The organism is Streptomyces sp. NPDC030995, assembly GCF_055571215.1.
The window spans coordinates 47,465-61,628 of the sequence record NZ_JBVIFS010000015.1 but is presented as its reverse complement, the minus strand read 5'-3'; the positions used below and the strand labels follow the sequence as shown (position 1 = coordinate 61,628).

Below are 14,164 nucleotides of genomic sequence, written 5' to 3'. Positions count from 1 at the left end.
TGAGGCGCGGGTCCGGGCGGAGCCCGGGAGGCTGCGCGCAGCGGTACCGTCAGGCACCCGCCGCCCGCACCGCGGACACCGCGCGGCGGGCCGCCACCAGGATCGGGTCCCACACGGGAGAGAACGGCGGGGCGTAGCCCAGGTCCAGGGACACGACCTGCTCCACCGTCATGCCCGCCGTCAAGGCGACGGCCGCGATGTCCACCCGCTTCGCGGAGCCCGGGCCGCCGACGATCTGGACGCCCAGCAGCCGGCCCGTGCGGCGTTCCGCGATCATCTTCACCGTCATCTCCGCCGCGCCCGGGTAGTAGCCCGCCGTGTTGGTGGAGGTGATCGTGGCCGTCACGAAGCGCAGGCCCGCCTCCCTGGCGTCCCGCTCGCGCAGCCCCGTACGGGCGATCTCCAGGTCGCAGACCTTGCTCACCGCCGTACCGACGACGCCCGGGAACGTCGCGTAGCCGCCGCCCACGCCCGAGCCGATGACCTGGCCGTGCTTGTTGGCGTGCGTGCCCAGCGGGATGTGCCGGGTGCGGCCCGCGATCAGGTCCATGACCTCCACACAGTCGCCGCCCGCCCAGATGTTCTCGTGGCCCCGGACCCGCATCGACAGGTCCGTGAGGATGCCTCCCGACGGCCCGAGCGGGAGGCCCGCCGCGCGGGCCAGGGCGGTGCGGGGCTCGACGCCGATCCCGAGCACGACCACGTCCGCCTCGTACTCCTCGCCCGCCGCCGTGGCCACCGCGCGGGCCCGGCCCTCCTCGTCCGTGAGGATCTTCGTGACCTCGGCGCGGGAGACCGTACGGATCCCCATGCTGTTCATCGCGCTGTGCACGAGGTCGCCCATGTCCGGGTCCAGCGTGGCCATCGGCTGCTCGCCCCGGTGCAGGACGGTGACCTCGTAGCCCCGCCCGACCAGGGCCTCCGCCATCTCCACCCCGATGTAGCCGGCGCCGACGACGACCGCCCGGCGGCCCTTCGTGCGCTCCCGCTCCTCTTCGAGATTCAAAGTGGTCATGAGGCGCTGGCCGTCGTCCAGGGTCTGGATGCCGTGGACCCCGTGCGCGCCGATGCCGGGGAGGCGGGGGCGGACCGGGCGGGCGCCCGTCGCCAGGACCAGCTTGTCGTAATGCGTCCAGGATTCGGATCCGCTGTCCAGATCCCGGGCGCGCACCCGGGATCCGGCCGGATCCAGCTCCACGACCTCCGTGCGGGTGCGCAGATCGATGTGGCGGGCGCGGTGCTCCTCGGGGGTGCGGGCGATCAGATCGTCGCGCTCGGCGACCCGGCCGCCGATCCAGTACGGGATCCCGCACGCGGAGTACGAGGTGAAGTGCCCGCGCTCGAAGGCGACGATCTCCAGCTCCGCCGGGCCCTTGAGCCTGCGGGCCTGTGACGCCGCGGACATCCCCGCCGCGTCACCGCCGACCACCACCAGCCGTTCCGTCGCCCTCGCCGCTGCCATCGCCCGCACCGCCCCTTCACCGCCGCCCACCAGATGGTGAACACGCTACGGGCGAACCCGCGTTCAGTCCTGCACGTCGGCCCCGGTGTCCGAAGTCTCCGCCGGCCGGGCCGCCGGGACCGGGGCCCTCTTGGGGACCGGGCCCGTCTTCGGCGCCGCCGGGCGGAACCTGCGGTACAACCGGAAGCCCAGCCCCAGCAGCGCGGCCGTCAGCAGGAACGGCAGCATCGCGCCCACCGCCACCGTCAGGTAGCGCACGATCTTCGCGAAGACCTCCCAGCCGCCGTGCAGGGCGCCCAGGAAGGTGGGCTCCTTCTCCTTCTTCTTCTCCTCCGCCACCGGCTTCGGAGCCGGCTCCGAGACCTCCAGCGTGATCGTGCCCATCGAGGTCTGGTCCTTCAGCGCCGACTGCTGCGCCAGCAGCGACTCCAGGTCGGACTGGCGCCGGCTCAGCTCGCTCTCCAGCATCACCACCTCGCTCAGCGCCGAGGCCTTGCCCATCATCTCCCGCACCCGACCCACGCTGGCCTGCTGCGAGGCCACCCGGCTGCCGATGTCGGCGACCTTCTCGGTGACGTCCTGCGCGTCGACCTTCCGGTGCAGGAGCTTGCCGCTGCCCTCCATCGCGGTGAGGACGGAGTCGTAGCGGTCGCCGGGTACCCGCAGGGTCAGCGTGGAGGTCATCCGGCCGTCCTCGCCGCGCTTGGTGGACTCGTTGCCGACGTACCCGCCCGCCCCGTCGGCCGCCGTGCGGGCCGCCGCTAGGGTCTTCTGCGCGTCCGTCGTCTCGATGCCGAGCGTCGCCGTACGGATGACGTTCGGGCGGACCGCGGCCGGGGGCTGCTGCGCGTTCTTGTCGGCCGGCTGAGGGGCCGCCGCGGCCGCTCCGGGCTTGCCCTGCGCCGCATCCTTCTGCGCCGCACCGTTCTGGGCCGCGCCCTCCTGCGGCGCGATCGCCGCCTTGCCGTCCGAGGCGGACCGGCCCGCGTCCGCGCCGGAGCCGCAGCCGGTGAGCGCGAGCGCACCGGCCAGGGAGAGGGCGGCCAGGGCCGCCGCGGATCGGTGTCCGAGCAGAGCGCGCATCGTGTAAACCCCCGAAGGTCGGCTGGTGTTGCCGTTTCGACGCCCAGAGTCCCCTCGCGGGTTTCGCTTCCGCGGTCCCGGGCCGATCCCGATGCGGTCACGTTCCGGCCTCGGAGATCGGGTCTGAGACGATGTGTCCATGCACGAAGCGGACATGCGTACGGATCGACCGGGCCGGACCCGGCACGTCGTCGTCATCGGCGGCGGCATCGCGGGCCTCGCGGCAGCACACCGGCTGCTCGCCGAAGGCGTCCGCGTCACGCTGCTGGAGGCCGGACCGCGGCTCGGCGGCAAGCTGTACGCCGGTGAGCTCGCCGGGGCCCGGGTCGACCTCGGCGCCGAATCCATGCTCGCCCGCCGCCCCGAAGCCCTGGCCCTGGCCAAGGCCGTGGGCCTCGGCGAAGCCCTTCAGCCGCCCGCCACCGCCATCGCCCGCCTGTGGACCCGGGGCGCGCTGCGGCCGATGCCGCGCGGGCACGTCATGGGCGTCCCCGGCGACCTGGCGCCGCTCGCCGCCTCCGGGGTGCTCTCCCCGCAGGGCCTGGCCCGCATCGAGGCCGAGCGCGAACTGCCGCCCGCCGAGATCGGCGAGGACGTCGCCGTCGGCGCGTACGTCGCCGCCCGCCTCGGCCGCGAGGTCGTCGACCGGCTGGTGGAACCACTGCTCGGCGGGGTCTACGCGGGCGACGCCTACCGCATCTCCATGCGGGCCGCCGTGCCCCAGCTCTTCGAGGCCGCCCGCACGCACGTGCTGCTGGGCGACGGCGTACGGGAACTCCAGCACAGGGCCGAGGCGCAGCCCCAGCAGGCCGGTCCGGTCTTCGCCGGCCTCGAGGGCGGGATCGGCCGGCTCCCGCTCGCCGTGGCCGAGGCCTGTCGCTCGGCCGGAGCGCGCCTCGTCACCGACACCCCCGTCCGCGAGGTCATTCGTACGACTGAAGGCTGGCGGGTCGTGGCCGACGCCGAGGTCATCGAGGCCGACGGCGTGATCCTGGCCACCCCGGCCGGGCCGGCCGCCCGGCTGCTCGACGCCCTCGCGCCCGCCGCGGCGGCCGAGCTGCGCGGGGTCGAATACGCCTCCATGGCCCTGATCACGATGGCCTTCCGCCGCTCCGACCTGCCGGCTGCCATCTCCGAAGGCGGCGCCAGCGGGTTCCTCGTACCGCCCGTCGACGGCCGGACCATCAAGGCCTCCACCTTCTCCAGCAACAAGTGGGCCTGGGCCGGGGCGGATCCGGAGCTCTTCCTGCTGCGCACCTCCGTGGGCCGGTACGCCGACGAGGCGGACCTGAAGCGCGAGGACGGCGAGCTCGTCGACGTCTCCCTCGCCGACCTCGGCGAGGCCGTCGGCCTCGCGGCCCGGCCGGTCGCCTCCACCGTCACCCGCTGGGACGGCGGGCTGCCCCAGTACCCCGTCGGCCACCTCGACCGGATCGCCCGGATCCGTGGCGCCGTCGCGGCCCTGCCGGGCCTCGCGGTGTGCGGCGCGCTCTACGACGGGGTGGGCATCCCGGCCTGCATCGCGAGCGCCGGCAAGGCCGTGGACGCGGTGATCGACGGGCTCGGTGCGCCTACGGCACCCCTGGGACAGACCACTGATCAGCGCACGGGACAATAGGAACATGACTGCACCAGAGAAGATTCCCAACGCGGGGAAGAAGGCGAAGGACCTCAACGAGGTCATCCGCTACACCCTGTGGTCCGTCTTCAAGCTGAAGGACGTACTCCCGGAGGACCGCACCGGCTTCGCCGACGAGGTCCAGGAGCTGTTCGACCAGCTGGCCGCCAAGGACATCACCGTCCGCGGCACCTATGACGTCTCCGGCCTGCGCGCCGACGCCGACATCATGATCTGGTGGCACGCCGAGACGGCGGACGAGCTGCAGACCGCGTACAACCTGTTCCGCCGCACCAAGCTGGGCCGCGCGATGGAGCCGGTGTGGTCGAACATGGCCCTGCACCGCCCGGCCGAGTTCAACAAGTCGCACATCCCGGCCTTCCTGGCCGACGAGGTCGCGCGCGACTACGTCAGCGTGTACCCCTTCGTCCGCAGCTACGACTGGTACCTGCTGCCCGACGAGGACCGCCGCCGCATGCTCAAGGACCACGGTCTGATGGCCCGCGGCTACCCCGACGTGCGCGCCAACACCGTCGCCTCCTTCTCGCTGGGCGACTATGAATGGCTGCTGGCCTTCGAGGCGGACGAGCTGTACCGCATCGTCGACCTGATGCGTCACCTGCGTGCCTCCGAGGCCCGCATGCACGTGCGTGAAGAGGTGCCCTTCTACACCGGGCGCCGCAAGTCCGTCGCCGATCTGGTGGCCGGGCTCGCCTGATACCTCCCCTGGGGGGAAGGACCGGAGGAAGACCACACCGTCAGGTGACCCCCTCCGGTGGATCGGGAGGCCCTGCCCCCGAAACGACGCAGCCGGAGATCCCGCCCGGAAGTTCAGACGACTGGCGGCAGCAGTGCCCTGCGGGCACTCGCTGCCCGGTCGTCCAGCGACACCGGTGCGGGCTCCGGATGCGGCGCACTCGTGACGGTCACCGCTGTCACTGCCGGCTCAGGAACTGCTCGAACAGCTTGAGCTGGACGAACTGCTGCAACTCGAACTGCTGCCGCCACAGCTGGAGCTGCTGCCTCCGCAGCTGCTTCCGGAAGAACCGCAGCTGGAGCCGCTGGAGCCGCAACCGGAACCCGAGGAGCAACCGCCCCCCGAGGAGCCGCAGCTCGAACCGCCGCCGCTGCCGCTGTCGCTCGCGGCGCACCAGACCACGGGCAGCACCTCGGCGCCCCCCGACCGGGACTGGGCGGCGGCCAGCCGCGTACCGCGTGCGGCGGGCAGCAGCTGCTGGCGCAGGTACGGGTCCCGCAGGCCCCGCAGCCCGAACAGCGCGGTCTGCACGTGCGGGGTCCGGTCGTTCATGTACTGGGCTCGCATCGCGAGCAGCGCCCGCCGCCCGGCCGGCGTGACCCAGCTCCGGGCCCGGGCCGCGCAGATGGCGCCCACGATGATTCCGCCCAGCAGCGGGACCAGCACCTTCAGGATGAACGGCGCCTGCCAGCCCGGCCCCAGGACGAAGCCCACGAAGGTCAGCACCAGCGACACCGGCAGCATGACCGCGCACACGGTGAGCTGGATCAGTCCCCAGCGTCGCCAGGTCCGCCCGGTGCCGCGCGGGGAGACCAGCCCGCGGGCGGCCACCGCGTCCCCGACCTCCTGGACGGCCGGGTCGAGCATGGCGGCGTAACGCACCTGGTACAGCCACCCCGACGGGGCCCCGCGGTGGGCCTGGAGGACGGCGCGCTCGACGGGGTCGAAGGCCCGCGCCCCGGGGCGCACCTGGACGATGCCCGGGCCGCCGATCACCAGCCTGCCGTCCCCGAGCATCGAGACGAGCGCGGCGTCCACGACGGTGGCGGGACCGCCCACCACGAAGGCGGCCTCGGTCAGGTCGTGGAAGCGGGACGCCGCTCCGTCCGACGGGGGCCGGGACCGGCGCAGCCCGCGCAGCAGGAGGACACTGGAGGCGATGACGGCGATCCAGACCGCGATGGCGAGGAGGTTCATGCCGCCCTCCCCGCGAGCGCCCGGGCCCAGCGCACGACCCGGCGGGGCGGCCTGGCCCCGGACCGGTCCCGCCACCACGCGGTGAGCCGGCGACGGGCGGCCGGGTCGGCCGGCAGGTCCCGGATCAGCAGGTGTTCGGCGAAGTCCAGCGCGTCCCGGCGGTACCCGGCGGTCATGGGGCGGCCCTTGGCGTAGCCGAGGAAGGCCTCGCGGTACGGGCCCTGGCCGCCCAGGATCGCGGGCAGCTCCGGAGCCAGCCTGGCCACCACATCGGCCCGCTTGGCCGCGAGTGCCCGGGCCTGTACCCGGATGCGCGGGCGGTCGAAGCCCTCGGGTACGGGGGTCCCGGCCACCAGCGCCGACAGCAGCGCGGCCTGCCCGAGCGCCACCCGGGTCCGGGCGGCCTCGGTGGCGCCGCGGAGCTCCGGCTCGTCGGCGGGCTCCTGCGCGGCTTCCGGCGCACCGACGCCCCCGGCCCTCGTGGCGCCGGGCCGGGCGGCGGCCGGGCCCCGCACCGCCTCCGCCGTCACCACCGCCCGGATCGCGTCCAGTTCGCCCGCGAGCTCCGCCTCCGGCGGGAAGTCGTCGTCCCGCTCCAGGAGGACCCCCGGCGGGTCCACCCGGGAGCGCAGCTCGGCCAGCAGGTCGAGGACCACCGGGGGCACCGGGTGCGCGTGGGTGTCGTGCCAGACGCCGCCCCGCTCGACGCCGCCCGCCACGTGCACGTACGCGAGCGCCTCCAGCGGGATCGCGTCCAGCACGGCGGCCGGGTCCTCGCCCCGGTTGACCCGGTTGGTGTGCAGGTTGGCCACGTCGATGAGCAGCCGGACGCCGGTCCGCTCGACCAGCTCCGTGAGGAACTGCCCCTCCGTCAGCTCCTCGCCCGGCCACGAGAACAGCGCGGCGATGTTCTCCAGCGCCAGCGGCACGGGCAGCGCGTCCTGCGCGATCCGTACGTTCTCGCACAGCACGTCCAGCGCGTCGCGGGTCCGCGGCACCGGCAGCAGGTGCCCGGCCTCCAGCACCGGCGAGGAGGTCCGTACGAAGGCGATGTGCTCGGTGACCAGCGGCGCCCCCAGCGCCACCGCCCGCTCTCCGAGCGCCGCCAGCTTCTCCGGGTCCGGGCGGTCGGCGCCGCCGATGCCCAGCGAGACCCCGTGCGGCACGACGCGCGTGCCGCGCTCCCGCAGCCGCAGCAGGGCCTCGGGCAGGTGGCCCGGGCAGATGTTCTCGGCCACCACCTCGACCCAGTCCAGGCCGGGCAGCCGCTCGACCGCGTCCGCGATCTCCGGCCGCCAGCCGATGCCCACCCCCAGGTGTGCCATGGGCTTCATGTCCCCTCGCCCCCTCTCTCCGCACCGTGTGCCGATGTCATGGCCCCGGCGGAGCCCGGCCAACCGCAGGAGGGGACGTTCAGAGCAACATTTGAGGTTCCAGGCGACCGCGGGAGTCCGTCAGAGCCGGGCCCGCAGGGCCGGATGGTCGGCGACCACCGTCGCGCTGCCCGGCGCGATCTCGGTGAAGCCGGCGTCCCGGACCACCGGCAGCCCGCTCCCGCTCAGCTCCGCCCACCGCTCGCGCGCGGCCGTCCGTACGGCCAGCCGGAAACCGCAGGCCCGCCACACCGCCCGCTCCGCGTCCGTCAGTTCCCACCACGCCAGCTGCGCCGCGTGCCCGGCCTGGGCCATCGCCTTGCCGGCGGACATGTCGAGCTCGGGGTTGAGCCACAGCACGGGCAGACCCGGCTCGGTGTCCGCGGGGACCGGCTCCGGGTCGTCCAGGTCGGTGCCCGACACCTGGAGCTTCGCCAGCTCCTTGGGCCAGCCGTCCAGCGGCACCGGCGGGAAGACCCGTACCTCCGCGCCGGCACCGTGCACCGTGACGCCCGGCAGGGTCTCCGCCTTGCGCCACTCCGCGCCGCGCGCCCGCCGGACCACCTTGCGGATCCGCGCGTCCTGCCAGTCGCGGACCGCCTCGGCCCACTCGCCGTCGCCCTGTGCCCGCTCGTCGGTGAGCAGGACCAGCACCGCGCGGGCCGCCGTTTCCAGGGCGTCCGTGCGGGCGGGCGGCTCGGTCTTCTCGATCCGCACCACCAGCGGGAGGACGAACTGCGGGGCCTCGTCGCGCAGGGCGTGCTCCTGCCGGAAGGGGCTGTCCGCCCCGACCGCGGGCACGTCGGAGATGTCGTTCGTGTGCTGGCTGCTCATCCCGCCAAGGATGCCAGGGTCCGCCTTGAGGATGATGTCCCGGGTGGTCGCTCCAGGCGAAGATCGGAGCCATGAAGAGTGATCTTTTTGCGTCCGAGAACCTGGTCCAGGCAGCCGTAGCCCCTGGCATGACCCTGCAGAACGCCAAGTCCGTGAAGTACGCCGTCAACGGCGAGATGCTGGCCCGCCAGGGCTCGATGGTGGCTTTCCGCGGCAACCTCCAGTTCGAGCGCAAGGGCCAGGGCATAGGCGGCATGCTCAAGCGCGCCGTCACGGGCGAGGGCCTGGCGCTCATGTCCGTACGCGGCCAGGGCGAGGCCTGGTTCGCCCACCAGGCGGGCAACTGCTTCATCATCGACTTCGAGCCGGGCGACTCGCTGACCATCAACGGCCGCAACGTGCTCTGCTTCGACCCGACCCTGGCCTACGAGATCAAGATGGTGAAGGGCGCCGGCATGACCGGCGGCGGCCTCTTCAACAGCGTCTTCACCGGCACCGGCAAGCTCGCCGTGGTCTGCGACGGCAACCCGATCATCATCCCGGTCACCGCGCAGGCCCCGGTCTTCGTGGACACGGACGCGGTGGTCGGCTGGAGCGCCCAGCTGGAGACCGGCCTGCACCGCTCCCAGTCGGTCGGCTCGATGATCCGCGGCGGATCCGGCGAGGCCGTCCAGCTGAAGCTGAGCGGCGAGGGCTTCGTCATCGTGCGCCCGAGCGAGCTCGTCGAGACGCCGGCGGCGCACTGAACCTCATCGATGTGGGCCGGCGTTACGGGCCGCGCCGGCCCTGGGTGCTGCGGGGGGTGTCGCTGGAGCTGCCGCCCGGCGCGCTGGTCCGGATCGATGGCGGCAACGGCGGCGGCAAGTCCACCCTGTTGAGGCTCGTCGCCGGGATCGACACGCCGACCGAGGGGCGCGTCGGCGGCCGCCCGCGCCGCACGGCCTACGTGCCGGAGCGCTTCCCGGCGGCGCTGCCGCTGGGCGCCGTCTCCTACCTGACGCACCTGGGCCGGGTGCACGGGCTGCGGCGCGCCGAGGCGGCCCGGCGGGCGGAGCACTGGCTGGAGCGGTTCGGGGCCGCCGGGCACGGGCGCACCCCGATGGCCGAACTGTCCAAGGGGACCAGCCAGAAGGTTGCGGTCGCCCAGGCCCTGCTCGCCGCGCCGGGTCTGCTCGTCCTCGACGAGGCGTGGACCGGGCTCGACGCCCCGGCCCGCGCCGAGCTGGACCTGGCCGTCGCCGAACGCACCGCCGCCGGAGCCACCGTGGTCTTCGTCGACCACGACCCGGGGCGGCTCGCGGGCCGACCCGACGCGCACTACCGGGTCGAAGGCGGGGGCCTGGTGCCGGTGTCCGCCGCAGTCGGACCGCGCGTACGGATCCACGCCGCCGCGGCGCCCGGGTGCCCGTTGCCCCCGGGCCTGGACGGTGCGCCCGCTCCCGACGGCACGGTCCTGCTGACCGTGCAGGCCGCCCGGTCGGACGAGGTGCTGCGCACGCTGCTCACCGCCCGGCCGCCCTGGCACATCCGCACCGTGGAGGAACTGCCGTGACCGCGCTGCTCCGTTACCAGGGCGCGTTGCTGCTGCGTTCCCAGAAGTGGCTCGCCCCCCTGGTCGTGTACGCGGGCTTCGTGGCCGCCGGGATCCAGCCGGGCAACCCGGCTCTGGACGCGCTCGGCTGGGCGGCCGCGGGCCTGGTCCCGCTGACGGCCTGGCTGGTCCGGATCTGCGTCACCCAGGAACCCGCCGCGGCGCGTGCCTGCACGGCCGCCGCGGCCGGTCCCGTACGGGTGCACACGGCGGCCCTGCTCACCGCCCTCGCGGGGGCGTTGCTCGCCGGAGCGGCGGGAGCCGCCGTGGCCCTGCTGCTCGGCGACCTCGCCGGGGCGGACCCCGGCCGGGCCGTTCTCGCCGGGGCGTCGGCGGTGACGGCGTGCGGGCTGACCGGCGCGGCCGTGGGGGCCGTGTGCAGCCGCCCCCTGGTGCGCCGCCGGGGCTACGCGGTCCTGGCCGGGGCCCTGGGCTCCCTGCTGGCCTGGGTCCTCGCACCCTCCCCGGCCCACGCGGCGGTGTCCGCGCTGGTCACGGGGGCGCACGCGGGGACCGTACCGCTGCCGCTGCGGGCCCTGGCGGGCGCGCTGCTGCTGGCCGGCGCGGCGGGCGCGGTGGCCTGCCGGATCGCTGCGCGGCGGGGCTAGGGGGTGTCTTGTCGATCAGGGCACGTTCGCGGGTGACGAGCCGCCCGGTACGAGGAGGCGGGGACTTCCCGTGCCGTCGGACGGCACCGACCAGATGTCGCTCGCGCGGCCGCCCTGGCCCGGGAGGGCGTAGCCGATGGTCGCGGCGTCCAGCCAGGCGGCCTGGTCGTCGACGCTGTGCGGCTCGGAAAGCGGGTGTTCGCGCATCGTCGCCAGGTCGAGGACGTACAGCCGCCAGGGGGCCCGGGGGTCGTCGGAGACCTTCTTCTTGAAGGCGATGCGGGTGTCGTCCGGGGACAGCGAGGGGCATTCGGCGTTCTCGCGCAGCGCCTTGGCCGACCAGTTCCGCAGGTCGCCCTCGACGAGGTGGGTGCGGCCCCCGGTGGAGACGGTGGCGTAGAAGCGGTTGTCGTCGCGGGCGAAGGTCACGCCCCAGTAGTTGACGTCGGAGTCGTGGTGGCGGGCTCCGTCCAGGGCCAGCGGGATCTGCTCCATCGACTTGATCAGATAGCCCGTGCGCAGGTCCAGGATCGCGGTCCGGGTGGAGAACGCGGAGGTGGCGTAGGAGTCGCCGGTCGTGAAGGTCGTCCAGGACAGCAGCAGCCCGGAGGCGGAGACGCGGGCCCGGTTGGGGATGCCGGGCACGGTCACCCGGCGGACCTCCCGCAGGTGCCGGTCCAGTACGAGGGCCTCGGTGCGGGCCGGGGCGCCGGGCAGCTTGCGCAGGCACAGGGCGTGTTCCCCGGCGGTGTGGAAACGGTCGCAGGAGGGGCCGCCCGGCACCCGCGGCACCTCCTCGCCGGGCTGGCGGGCGATCCGGCCGGTAGCCGGGTCCTGGAAGTAGAGGCCGGGCCCTTCGAGGCTGAACGAGGCGTCGGCCTCTGCCCGGCCGGGCGGGCGTTCGCGATGCCGCGCGTGCAGGACGTAGCCCAGGGAGCCGCCCGCGAGGAGGAGCACGGCGGTGATGACGAAGGCGAGCCGGAGCCGCCGGGACCGGAGATTCACGACGGCTCCGCGGTGAGGGGGGCGGGGGTGGGGGTGGGTGTGGCGGTGGGCGTGACGGTGGGGGAGGGCATGACGCGCCAGGCGGCCGCGAGCGCCGCGGCCAGGGCGAGCGCCGCCACCCACAGCGCGGGCCGCTGCCCCCAGAGGGTCCACGCCGCCCCGAATCCGGCGGCGCCCAGGAGCCGGGCCAGCGCCTGGCCGGTCTGGAGCAGCGCGAGGCCGCCCGCCCGGCCGTGCGCGGGCAGCGCGGGCGCGGCGAGCGCCATGAGCACGCCGTCGGTGGCGGCGTAGAAGATCCCCAGCAGGGCCAGTACGCCCACGACGGTCGGCCAGGAGACGGGGGCGAGCAGCACGGCGTACGCGCCGAGCAGGGCGCCGTGGCCGAACAGGAAGGCCGCCCGCCGCCCGGTGCGGTCGGCGATCCGGCCCGCGGGGACGGCGAGCAGGAGGTAGACCGCGGCGGCGCCGAGCGGCAGCAGCGTGAACAGGACGGGCGGCAGGTCGAGACCGCGCAGGAGCAGCAGGTAGACGAAGGCGTCGCCGATGGTGGTGGCGCCGAGCAGGGCCGCGGCGTACAGGACGCGGCGGAAGGCGGGGTCGCGCAGCGCCGCGTACGCGGGGCCGGGCGCGGGCGCGGGGACGGTGGCCCGGGGCGGGGCCGTCCCGGGCGTCGCCGGGACGTACACGACGAGCAGGAGCACGCCGAGCAGGCCGACGCAGAAGCTGACGGCGAACACCGCGTCGTAGGCGTCGGCGGTCGCCCACAGCACGGCGAACGCGGCGAGCGGCCCGATCAGGGCGCCGGTGGTGTCCATGGCCCGGTGCACGCCGAAGGACCGGCCGAGGGACTCCGGGGGGCCGCTGAGCGAGATCAGGGCGTCGCGCGGGGCCGTCCGGACGCCCTTGCCCAGCCGGTCGGCGGCGAGCGCGGCGGCGATCCCGGCGGCGCCGCCGGCGAGGAGCAGCCCGAGCCGGGAGAGCGCGGAGAGGAGGTAACCGGCGCCGGCGACCCGCTTGTGGCGGCCCCCGCGGTCGGCGAGCCGGCCGCCGAGCAGCCGTACGAGCGCGGTCGCGCCGTTGAACATGCCGTCCAGGAAGCCGAACTGGAGCGGCGAGAGGCCAAGGTCCAGGACGAGGTAGAGCGGCAGCACGGCCGTGACCATCTCGGAGGAGACGTCCGTGACGAGGCTGACCGCGCCGAGCGCGAGGACGGCGGCGGGGACGCGCCGCCGGGCCCCCTGGGGGCGGGGCGGCGCGTCCGGGCGGCCGTTGGCGGCCAGGTACATCAGTGGCAGCTGTACTTCGGGCTGGTGTCCTTGACCTGCCCGTCGGCGGCGACGTACGTCCACCCGTAGCCGGAGTCGGTGAAGTCCAGCTTCACCACGCCGTACGGTCCGCTGATCCGCTTCTGGCTGTTGGGCTGGACGTCCTCGATCGGATAGGGCTCGGCGCCGCCCATCCCGCCGACGATCTCCACGATCCCGTCGGCGCGCGCCCGGCCGTCGGGGTCCTGCGGGGCGAACCGCTCGTAGTGGTGGTCGTGCCCGTTCAGGACCAGGTCGGCCTTCGCGGCGTACAGGAGCTTCCACACCGGCTTGGAGACCGGGTCGTTGCCGTGCCCGCCGGACGAGAACAGCGGGTGGTGCCAGTAGGCGGCGACGCACTGCTTGCCGTTGGCGGCGAGGTCGGCCTTGAGCCAGTCGATCTGGGCGGCCTGGTCGAAGGAGTTCGAGTCGAGGGCGATGAAGTGCCAGTTGCCCTCGTCGTAGCTGTAGTAGCTCTTGCCCTGCGGGTAGGCGATGCTGCCGAAGTACGCCTTGTACCCGGCGAGCGGGCCGGCCGGATCGTACGTCTCGTGGTTGCCCGGGACCGGGCGGGTCTTGGCCTTGAAGGCGCCCCAGCTCTTGTCGTAGTAGTTGCGGAAGTCGGAGAGCCGGGCGTCGTCGTACTGGTTGTCACCCATCGTCAGATAGAACTTCGGGTCGATGCCGCGGGCGAGCGCGGCGGTCTTGGGGTGCGCGCAGCCGCTGTCGGAGGCGGTGCACTGGGCGGCGATGTCACCGGCCGCGACCACGGTGAAGGCCCCGCCGGGCGGCGGGCCGCCGTCGACGGCCCCGTACACCTCGGCCTCGAAGAGCGAGTAGCCGTACGCGGTGCCGCGCGCGGTCCCGTAGACGCGCAGGTAGCGGCCCTTCCCGGCGAGGCCGGTCCAGTCGTCGACGCCGCCGTTGCCCGCGGTCTCGGTGGCGAGCGGGGTCCAGGCGGCGCCGTCGGCGGACACCTCGACGCGGTACGCCCTGGCGTAGGCCGCCTCCCAGCTCAGCCGTACGCGGGAGACGGTGGCCGAGGCGCCGAGGTCGACCCGGATCCACTGCGGGTCCGCGCCCTCGGCGCTGGCCCAGCGGGTGGCCGGGTCGCCGTCGAAGGCGTTCTTCGCGCCCAGCGACGAGGTCTCGACGGAGGACGCGGTGGCGGGCTTCCCGCGCGATATGAGGGGGTCGGTGGCGGCCCCGGCCCGTTCGGGCCAGGTGAGGAGGAGGCCGCCGACGAGTGCGAACACGGCGGCGGCGACGAGGAGGAGGGTGCGAAGTCTGGTGCGGAAGGTCTTCAGGCGCATACCTGGACTCCCTGGCCTT

Annotated in this window: 13 protein-coding genes; 5 read left to right on the top strand and 8 right to left on the bottom strand. The window is 74.4% G+C overall.

Annotation, left to right across the window (positions count from 1 at the left end; genetic code table 11):
* Window positions 1-49 precede the first annotated feature (49 nt).
* Window positions 50-1,462 (bottom strand): FAD-dependent oxidoreductase, encoded by a 1,413-nt coding sequence (locus ACZ45T_RS22435; RefSeq protein WP_468443949.1) that lies wholly within the window; start codon window positions 1,460-1,462, stop codon window positions 50-52.
* 63 nt (window positions 1,463-1,525) lie between these two features.
* Window positions 1,526-2,545 (bottom strand): DUF4349 domain-containing protein, encoded by a 1,020-nt coding sequence (locus ACZ45T_RS22430; RefSeq protein WP_468443947.1) that lies wholly within the window; start codon window positions 2,543-2,545, stop codon window positions 1,526-1,528.
* Between the two features lie 139 nt (window positions 2,546-2,684).
* On the opposite strand from ACZ45T_RS22430, the gene hemG reads away from it, so the two are divergent.
* Together hemG and hemQ are read left to right on the top strand one after the other, a co-directional pair.
* A complete protein-coding gene (hemG, locus tag ACZ45T_RS22425; RefSeq protein ID WP_468443945.1) occupies window positions 2,685-4,163 on the top strand; it encodes a protoporphyrinogen oxidase in 1,479 nt (492 codons plus the stop codon).
* 4 nt (window positions 4,164-4,167) lie between these two features.
* The gene (gene hemQ / locus ACZ45T_RS22420; RefSeq protein WP_468443943.1) at window positions 4,168-4,881 is read left to right on the top strand and encodes a hydrogen peroxide-dependent heme synthase; all 714 of its coding nucleotides are present in this window, start codon (window positions 4,168-4,170) and stop codon (window positions 4,879-4,881) included.
* Between the two features lie 228 nt (window positions 4,882-5,109).
* Here the strand turns inward: hemQ and ACZ45T_RS22415 are convergent, their stop codons facing one another.
* From ACZ45T_RS22415 to ACZ45T_RS22405, 3 genes are all read right to left on the bottom strand, one after another.
* Window positions 5,110-6,117, bottom strand: coding sequence for a TIGR04222 domain-containing membrane protein (locus ACZ45T_RS22415; protein WP_468443941.1), 1,008 nt, complete (start codon window positions 6,115-6,117; stop codon window positions 5,110-5,112).
* The gene (locus ACZ45T_RS22410) at window positions 6,114-7,451 is read right to left on the bottom strand and encodes an MbnB/TglH/ChrH family RiPP precursor modification enzyme (RefSeq protein ID WP_468443939.1); all 1,338 of its coding nucleotides are present in this window, start codon (window positions 7,449-7,451) and stop codon (window positions 6,114-6,116) included. The genes ACZ45T_RS22415 and ACZ45T_RS22410 overlap by 4 nt, the downstream gene beginning before the upstream one ends.
* 120 nt (window positions 7,452-7,571) lie before the next feature.
* Window positions 7,572-8,324, bottom strand: coding sequence for an aminoacyl-tRNA hydrolase (locus ACZ45T_RS22405; RefSeq protein WP_468443937.1), 753 nt, complete (start codon window positions 8,322-8,324; stop codon window positions 7,572-7,574).
* Between the two features lie 71 nt (window positions 8,325-8,395).
* Between ACZ45T_RS22405 and ACZ45T_RS22400 the strand changes: the two genes are divergently transcribed.
* Genes ACZ45T_RS22400 through ACZ45T_RS22390 form a run of 3 tightly spaced genes read left to right on the top strand, consistent with a single transcriptional unit; the run spans window position 8,396 to window position 10,523 of the window.
* Window positions 8,396-9,070 (top strand): AIM24 family protein, encoded by a 675-nt coding sequence (locus tag ACZ45T_RS22400; protein ID WP_468443935.1) that lies wholly within the window; start codon window positions 8,396-8,398, stop codon window positions 9,068-9,070.
* On the top strand, window positions 9,067-9,876 hold the full coding sequence (locus tag ACZ45T_RS22395) for an ABC transporter ATP-binding protein (protein ID WP_468444165.1): 810 nt from the start codon (window positions 9,067-9,069) through the stop codon (window positions 9,874-9,876). The genes ACZ45T_RS22400 and ACZ45T_RS22395 overlap by 4 nt, the downstream gene beginning before the upstream one ends.
* Complete coding sequence (locus ACZ45T_RS22390) at window positions 9,873-10,523, top strand: ABC transporter (protein WP_468443933.1); 651 nt, start codon at window positions 9,873-9,875, stop codon at window positions 10,521-10,523. Before ACZ45T_RS22395 ends, ACZ45T_RS22390 begins: the two co-directional genes overlap by 4 nt.
* Window positions 10,524-10,538: 15 nt before the next feature.
* Here ACZ45T_RS22390 and ACZ45T_RS22385 read toward each other — a convergent pair whose 3' ends face one another.
* Genes ACZ45T_RS22385 through ACZ45T_RS22375 form a run of 3 tightly spaced genes read right to left on the bottom strand, consistent with a single transcriptional unit; the run spans window position 10,539 to window position 14,145 of the window.
* Window positions 10,539-11,528 carry a TolB family protein gene (locus ACZ45T_RS22385; RefSeq protein WP_468443931.1) on the bottom strand — a complete coding sequence of 330 codons (990 nt, stop codon included), beginning with the start codon at window positions 11,526-11,528 and terminating at the stop codon, window positions 10,539-10,541.
* Complete coding sequence (locus ACZ45T_RS22380; protein ID WP_468443929.1) at window positions 11,525-12,814, bottom strand: MFS transporter; 1,290 nt, start codon at window positions 12,812-12,814, stop codon at window positions 11,525-11,527. The genes ACZ45T_RS22385 and ACZ45T_RS22380 overlap by 4 nt, the downstream gene beginning before the upstream one ends.
* A complete protein-coding gene (locus ACZ45T_RS22375) occupies window positions 12,814-14,145 on the bottom strand; it encodes a discoidin domain-containing protein (RefSeq protein WP_468443927.1) in 1,332 nt (443 codons plus the stop codon). The genes ACZ45T_RS22380 and ACZ45T_RS22375 overlap by 1 nt, the downstream gene beginning before the upstream one ends.
* Window positions 14,146-14,164 lie beyond the last annotated feature (19 nt).

Excerpts from the sequence above, each read along its gene's own strand:
- ACZ45T_RS22435 (WP_468443949.1), bottom strand. The coding sequence starts at position 1,462 with ATGGCAGCGGCGAGGGCGACGGAACGGCTGGTGGTGGTCGGCGGTGAC.
- ACZ45T_RS22430 (WP_468443947.1), bottom strand. The coding sequence starts at position 2,545 with ATGCGCGCTCTGCTCGGACACCGATCCGCGGCGGCCCTGGCCGCCCTC.
- hemG (WP_468443945.1), top strand. The coding sequence starts at position 2,685 with ATGCACGAAGCGGACATGCGTACGGATCGACCGGGCCGGACCCGGCAC.
- hemQ (WP_468443943.1), top strand. The coding sequence starts at position 4,168 with ATGACTGCACCAGAGAAGATTCCCAACGCGGGGAAGAAGGCGAAGGAC.
- ACZ45T_RS22415 (WP_468443941.1), bottom strand. The coding sequence starts at position 6,117 with ATGAACCTCCTCGCCATCGCGGTCTGGATCGCCGTCATCGCCTCCAGT.
- ACZ45T_RS22410 (WP_468443939.1), bottom strand. The coding sequence starts at position 7,451 with ATGAAGCCCATGGCACACCTGGGGGTGGGCATCGGCTGGCGGCCGGAG.
- ACZ45T_RS22405 (WP_468443937.1), bottom strand. The coding sequence starts at position 8,324 with ATGAGCAGCCAGCACACGAACGACATCTCCGACGTGCCCGCGGTCGGG.
- ACZ45T_RS22400 (WP_468443935.1), top strand. The coding sequence starts at position 8,396 with ATGAAGAGTGATCTTTTTGCGTCCGAGAACCTGGTCCAGGCAGCCGTA.
- ACZ45T_RS22380 (WP_468443929.1), bottom strand. The coding sequence starts at position 12,814 with ATGTACCTGGCCGCCAACGGCCGCCCGGACGCGCCGCCCCGCCCCCAG.
- ACZ45T_RS22375 (WP_468443927.1), bottom strand. The coding sequence starts at position 14,145 with ATGCGCCTGAAGACCTTCCGCACCAGACTTCGCACCCTCCTCCTCGTC.